8 protein-coding genes are annotated in these 6,166 nt (G+C 72.3%); 4 read left to right on the top strand and 4 right to left on the bottom strand.

From position 1 onward, the window contains the following. Positions 1–425: M23 family metallopeptidase (locus AX737_RS06070; RefSeq protein WP_156453555.1), on the top strand; the 425-nt coding region annotated here is incomplete at its 5' end. Positions 426–434: 9 nt separating this feature from the next. Here AX737_RS06070 and AX737_RS06065 read toward each other — a convergent pair. From AX737_RS06065 to AX737_RS06050, 4 genes are all read right to left on the bottom strand, one after another. Beyond that, positions 435–1,280: a DUF1206 domain-containing protein gene (locus AX737_RS06065; protein WP_066919840.1), complete on the bottom strand. Its 846-nt coding sequence runs from the start codon at positions 1,278–1,280 to the stop codon at positions 435–437. Further along, positions 1,277–1,618, bottom strand: coding sequence for a hypothetical protein (locus tag AX737_RS06060; protein WP_066919838.1), 342 nt, complete (start codon positions 1,616–1,618; stop codon positions 1,277–1,279). The genes AX737_RS06065 and AX737_RS06060 overlap by 4 nt, the downstream gene beginning before the upstream one ends. Before the next feature lie 21 nt (positions 1,619–1,639). After that, positions 1,640–2,200 carry a Uma2 family endonuclease gene (locus AX737_RS06055; protein ID WP_066919836.1) on the bottom strand — a complete coding sequence of 187 codons (561 nt, stop codon included), beginning with the start codon at positions 2,198–2,200 and terminating at the stop codon, positions 1,640–1,642. 99 nt (positions 2,201–2,299) lie between these two features. Continuing rightward, complete coding sequence (locus tag AX737_RS06050) at positions 2,300–3,745, bottom strand: saccharopine dehydrogenase NADP-binding domain-containing protein (RefSeq protein WP_066919834.1); 1,446 nt, start codon at positions 3,743–3,745, stop codon at positions 2,300–2,302. A gap of 759 nt (positions 3,746–4,504) precedes the next feature. Here AX737_RS06050 and AX737_RS06045 point away from each other — a divergent pair. The 3 genes from AX737_RS06045 to AX737_RS06035 all read left to right on the top strand — a co-directional run. Further along, entirely contained in the window at positions 4,505–5,209 is a 705-nt protein-coding gene (locus AX737_RS06045; protein ID WP_066919832.1) for an invasion associated locus B family protein, read from the top strand. Positions 5,210–5,226: 17 nt separating this feature from the next. Beyond that, on the top strand, positions 5,227–5,715 hold the full coding sequence (locus tag AX737_RS06040; protein WP_066919830.1) for a hypothetical protein: 489 nt from the start codon (positions 5,227–5,229) through the stop codon (positions 5,713–5,715). A gap of 94 nt (positions 5,716–5,809) precedes the next feature. Then, on the top strand, positions 5,810–6,166 hold a 357-nt coding region (locus AX737_RS06035; RefSeq protein WP_082772909.1), incomplete at its 3' end, for a hypothetical protein.

Here is a 6,166-nt window from a genome sequence, read left to right as displayed (position 1 = left end):
AGACGCTGCCGCTGCGGCCCCCGGTCGAGGGTGCGCACGGCGTGTCGAGCGGCTTCGGCGCCCGGCTCGATCCCTTCACCCGGGGGCTTGCCCTCCACACCGGCCTGGACCTGAAGGCGGAGACGGGCGAGCCCGCACGCGCCACCGCGCCCGGCCGGGTGACGGCGGCGGAGTTCGCGGGCGGCTACGGCAACATGGTCGAGATCGACCACGGGCACGGCCTCACCACGCGCTACGCGCATCTCGCCCGCATCGCGGTGGTGCCGGGCCAGTGGATGGCGGCCGGCGCCGTCGTCGGCCGCATCGGCTCCACCGGCCGCTCCACCGGCGCGCACCTGCACTACGAGACCCGGATCGACGGCGAGCCGGTCGATCCGGAGCGCTTCCTCGAGGCCGGGCGGCGGCTCGGGGCGGCAGCGCCCTGAGGCCGTCCCCTATCGCAGCGCCCGGAAGGCCTCGGCCGCCGCATCGTCCGTCTTGTCGATGTCGGGCGCGTCGATGCGCCGGTAGCGGGCCTGGATCAGGCCGAAGGCCCCGAAGGCGACGTGCCCGGCCGCGACCACGGCGAGCAGGATCCAGCCGTATTCCTGCCGCCGCAGCAGCCGGAAGGCCTCGCCCAGGCCCTTCACCTCGGAGGAGCGCTGGTACCACGCCGCCACGACGAGGAAGCCGCCGATGATCAGGAAGGCGACCCCGCGCGCCGCGTAGCCGAAGCGCCCGATCGGCCGCGCCCAGCGGCACTGCTCCGGGCCGAGCGCGAGGCGCTCGGTCACGTCGCCGCCGACCGCCTTGCCCAGGAAGCCGAAGCCGCCGGCCACGATCCCGAGGCCGATCAGCGCCAGCAGCCAGCGGCCGAGCGGCTTGGCCATGAGCCACGCGCTCCAGTCCTGCATCCCGTCGCCGCCCTTGAGGCCGAGCCCCAGGCTGAGGCTCGCCGCGGTGAGCGCGAGGCCGGCATAGATCCCGGCGCTGACGAGATGCGCGCCGCGCACCGCCAGCCCTTTCGGGCCGGCGCCGCGCCGGTCCGCGTCGGTGATCCCCTCCACCAGGCGCCAGATCGCGAAGGCGAGGAGCCCGACCGCGATCGCCCCGACCACGACGGGCCCGAAGGGTCCGCCGAGCACCGTCCGCAGCGCGCCCTTGCTGTCCCCGGTCTGACCGCCCGCGCCGAGCGCCGCCAGCACGGCGAGCGCGCCGACCACGCAGTAGACGAGGCCGCGCGCGCCGTAGCCGTAGCGGGCGAGGCGCTCGAGGGTGTTGCGTCCGGCGAACGCCCTCACGTCGGGGACCGCTGCGGCTTGCCGGCGAGCGAGACGTAGAAGCCGAGCCCGTCCTGCGCCGGCAGGGTCTGCAGGCGCTCGATCAGGCCGCGGCGCTTGGCGTCGAGCAGGAGGCGGCCGATCGGCTGGAACAGGGTCTCGCCGCCGCCCTCGGGGGGCGGGGCGAGGCGGATCGCCACCACCTTGCTCTTCCCGAAGCGGGAGCGCTCCAGCATGTCCTTGAGCGAGGCCTCGGCCGTGGCGCGGTTGGCGCCGCGCAGGTCCAGCACCGCCTCCGCATCGGTGACGCCGAGCGAGCCGCGCAGCTTGTCGGCGTAGAACTCTTCGAAGTGGGGCAAGGGCAGAGGACCTGACGAAGGCTAGAAGACGACGCGGGCGTAGATATCCGAAACGGCCAAGTCGCCGTCGAGTTCGGGCAGCGCGATCCGGTCGGCGGGACCGAAGACCTGCATCTCCCAGTCGCGGTCGCGCTGCCAGACCTCGATCCGCCTCTCGTTCTGGTAGACGATCAGGAAGGTCCTGAGGCTCGGCACGGTGAGGTAGAAATCGACCTTGCGCCCGCGATCGTTGGCCATGGTGGAGGGCGAGAGGACCTCGGCGATCAGCACGGGGTCGCGCGCGTAGCCGCTCGGGAGCGGCGGTCCGCAGCGCACGACGACGTCCGGGATCGGCGCGAAATCGTCCATCGCCTCGCTCAGGATGGCGAGGCCGGGCAATGCCTCGCACCCGCGCGCGTCGGCGAGGTCGCCGACCCGGCGCAGCAGGTTGTAGACGAGTCGCTGATGTCGCTCCCGCGGCGGCGACGTCAGCACGGGTTCGCCGTCGAGGAGTTCCCAGCGCTCCTCGTCGGGGCGGCTCTCCACCCAGACCTGATACTCGGCGACGCTCATGCGGGCGTCGCGTCTCGCGGCCAAAGCCATCGGGGCCTCATCCTGCCTGCGCCCGGATGGTAGCACCGCGGAGGCCGCCCGCAACAGCGACCGCCGGGGCCATGGCCCCGGCGGCCAGGTCCGAACCGATCAGCCGTGCACGAGCACGTTGCGGAACTGCCAGGGATCCTGCGTGTCGATGTCCTCCGGGAACAGGCCGGGGCGGTCGGTGAGCGGGGTCCAGTCGGTGTAGACGCCGACCACGGGGCCGAGATACGGCGTTTGGACCTCCAGGCAGCGGCGGAAATCCATCTCGTCGGCCTCGACGATGCCGGCCTCCGGGTTCTCCAGCGCCCAGACCATGCCGGCCAGCACCGCGCTCGTCACCTGCAGGCCCGTGGCGTTCTGGTAGGGGGCGATGGCCCGGGTCTCCTCGACCGAGAGCTGCGAGCCGTACCAGTAGGCGTTCTTCTTGTGGCCGTAGACGAGCACGCCGAGCTCGTCGATGCCGTCCACGATCTCGTTCTCGTCGAGGATGTGCTGGCGCTCCTGCACCTTGCCGGCATTGCCGAACATCTCGTGGAGCGAGAGCACGGCGTCGTCGGCCGGGTGGTAGGCGTAGTGGCAGGTCGGGCGGAAGACCGGCCGATCGCCCTCGCGCACCGTGTAGTAGTCCGCGATCGAGATCGCCTCGTTGTGGGTGACGAGGAAGCCGAACTGGGCGCCCACCGTCGGCACCCAGGTGCGCACGCGGGTGTCGGCGCCGGGCTGGAGCAGGTAGATCGCGCAACGCGAGCCCGTCTCCTGCTCGCGGGCGTTGTCGGGCTTCCAGGTCTCGTGGGTGCCCCAGCCGAGCTCGGCCGGCTGGTTGCCCTCGGAGACGAAGCCCTCGACCGACCAGGTGTTGACGAAGACGCCGCGCGGCTTCGGGTTCTTGGCGCGCTGGGTGTCGCGCTCGGCGATGTGGACGCCCTTGACGCCGAGATCCTTCATCAGCGCGGCCCACTCGGCCCGGGAGGACGGCTCCGCCCGCTCCAGGCCCGTGTCCGCAGCGATGTTGAGGAGCGCCTGCTTCACGAACCACGAGACCATGCCCGGGTTGGCGCCGCAGCACGACACCGCCGTGGTGCCGCCGGGGCTCTGGGCGCGGGCGTCGAGGATGTTCTGGCGCAGCGCGTAGTTGGTGCGGTCGCCCTGGCTCTTCGACTTGTCGAAGTAGAAGCCCGGCCAGGGCTCGGCCACGGTGTCGATGTAGAGCGCGCCGAGCTCGCGGCAGAGCTCCATGATGGCCCGCGAGGAGGTATCGACCGAGAGGTTGACGCAGAAGCCCTGGCCGCCGCCCTCGGTGAGGAGCGGAGTCAGCACAGCGCGGAAATTCTCGGGGGTGAGCGCCACCGTCTCGAAGCGCAGGCCGTGCTTCTCGGCGAGCGCCTTGTGGGTATCGACCGGGTCGATCACCGTGAAGCGGGCGCGGTCATACTCGAAGTGGCGCTCGATGAGCGGCAGGGTGCCGCGCCCGATCGAGCCGAAGCCGATCATCACGATGGGCCCGCTGATGCGGCCGTAGATCGGGTGACGGGACGGCTGATCGGTCATTCCGGGGAGATCCTCATCGTCTCGCGCGCCCCGGCAGGGGCGGGTGGTCGGGCATCGGTGGTTAAGCGTCGTCCGTGACGAAGCGGCGACAGGCCGGGCGCGGCTGTCCCGGCGATGCGCCGGGGCGGGCGGCTGCAGCACGCTCCGGAGGGCTTCTGACCGCGCCCGCCCGCGTGGTCAACCGTCCGTGCCCGGGCGGGTCCGGCCTGGATCAAGACCTCGTCCCGCCCGATCGCCCGGCGAAAGACAGATTTTCTCCCGAACCGCGGGCCGGATCGCGTCCTGCCCGAGCGACCCTGCAGAACAGCGCAAGTGTTCCGCGCCGCCGGCACTTTGCGACATATGAGATTCCCGCATGTGCCCCGTGCGGCCCGGCGCGTTGCGCCGCCCGCGCACCCTGCTCACATTGCACTGCAACAGAGGCCGAACGGTCCGTGGAAGCGCCCCCCAGACGCCCATGGAGTGAGCCATGCTCTCGGTCCTCGTCTCCCAGTGCCCCGCCCCCGAGCAGGAGGCGGTCGATCGCGACCCCGGCCTGCTGACCCTCGCCTTCGCGCTGGTGCGGAGCCTGCGCCGCCGGCTGGCCTGAGGCCGGGCCACCACGCGTCTCGGCGGGCGTTGCCCCTACGCGATTGCCTCGTCCTTCCCCCGACGCTAGAGCGCTCCGGGCCGTCGGGATCGGATCTGGAACGGCTCTAAAGCTCTGGGCGCGCATCGACTTCCGGTGCCGTCCGGTACGCCGCCGAGGGGACGAGATCGATGCCGACACGCGCGCTTGCCGAATCTGCGGCCCGGACGACCCGGCACCGGGCAGGCCTGGGCGTCGCGCTGCTCGCCGCCCTGCTGCTGTCGGTGCCGGCCGCGGCGCAGGAGACAGCGCCCGGGGCGGACGAGGCTCCAGCCGCCCCCCAGAAGCCCAAGCCCAAACCGGCCCCCAAGCCGAAGCCCAAGGCTGCGGAGAAGGCCGCCGAAAAGCCCGCGGAGGTGAAGTCCGAGGCCGCTTCCCCGGCCGCTTGGCCCGCGGGGGCCGACTCGGTGAGCGAGACCTACGGCGAGTGGACGACGAACTGCGCCCGCGCCGAGGCGCGGACGAGCTGCCTCGTCACCCAGTCCCAGGGCGACCGCCAGAGCGGCCGGCGCCAGTTCGTGTTCGAGATCCGGACCCCGCAGGAGGGCCGGGCCGAAGGTCTGATCCTGATGCCGTTCGGGCTCAACATCGAGTCCGGCGTGACCTTCAAGCTCGACGAGGCGGTCCTCGGCAAGGGCGCGCCCTACACCACCTGCACGAGCGAGGGCTGCCTCGTGCCGATCAGCTTCCCGACGCTCGCCACCGACGCGATGAAGAGCGCCAAGGCCCTCGTGGTGAACGCCCAGAAGGCCAACAGCACCGAGGCTGTCACCATCACCCTGCCGCTCGGCGGCTTCAACGCCGCCTTCGCTCGCGCCGCCGCGCTCGGGGGCTGAGCGGCTGGCCGCGCGGGATGCCGAACCGATCGAAACCGCTCTGGATCCTGACGGCGGCCCTGCTCGTCGGCACGCCGGCGCTCTGGATCGTCTACTGGTGGCAGGTCCTGGCATCGGGCAGCCTGCCGCACGACGGGGACGCCGTGGCTATCCCGATGTTCGCGGGCGTGGTGACGGGCTTCCTCGCAAGCCCGCTCGTGCTGGCCACGGCGTGGTTCTGTCTCAGGCGCTACGATCCGCGCACGCGGCTCCTCGCGTGGCGCGGCGACCGGCCGGTGAGGAGCGTGGCGGCGACCCTCGTGTTCGGCGGCCCAGCCCTCGTGCTGACGGCAGGCTTGCTCCACGACCTCGTCCTGGGTGTCGAGCCCCTCCACGAATACATCCTCGTCGCCCTCCGGGCGCCCTGGATCGCGTGGCTCCTCGCGATGCGGGCGGCACTGGTCGGACAGCGCGCGCCCGCCGCCGGTGACGACGGCGCACCGCGTCCGATTTCCGGCAGTCCGTGAGCTGGGCTAAGAACAGGGCCGCATGAGGCCGGACGAACCGGCTCGGCAGGGCCGACAGGGAGGGAACGCCATGGGGCGGACGACGAGACGGATCATGCTGGCGGTGCTGCTCGCGGGGGCGGGGATCCCCTCCGCGCGGGCGCAGGAGCCAGCCCCGCCCGCCACGGAGGCGAAGCCGCCCGAACTCGCCAAGAACGAGACCATGGCGGCCCGGCTCGCCGGTCTGGTGGGCTTCGTCAACGTCGCCTGCCCGGAGCTGCGCGGCGAGCCGGAGCAGCTCCACGCCGCGGTGCGCCGCCTCGGCGTCGAGCCCGGCGCCCTCGATGCCGGGACGCTGCACCTCGCCGCCACCGCCTATCTGGAGAGCTACCGCAAGGATCCCGAGGCCAATTGCCGGCGCGCCTTCGACAGCTTCGGCCCCTCGGGCAGCCTCGTCCCGAACCTCGTCGCC

Origin of the sequence: Methylobacterium sp. CCH5-D2, assembly GCF_001556475.1 — a bacterium.
GTDB classification, from domain to species: Bacteria; Pseudomonadota; Alphaproteobacteria; order Rhizobiales; family Beijerinckiaceae; genus Methylobacterium; species Methylobacterium hispanicum.
Note: the sequence above shows the minus strand (reverse complement) of the source record. Positions and strands in the feature narration are given on the sequence as shown.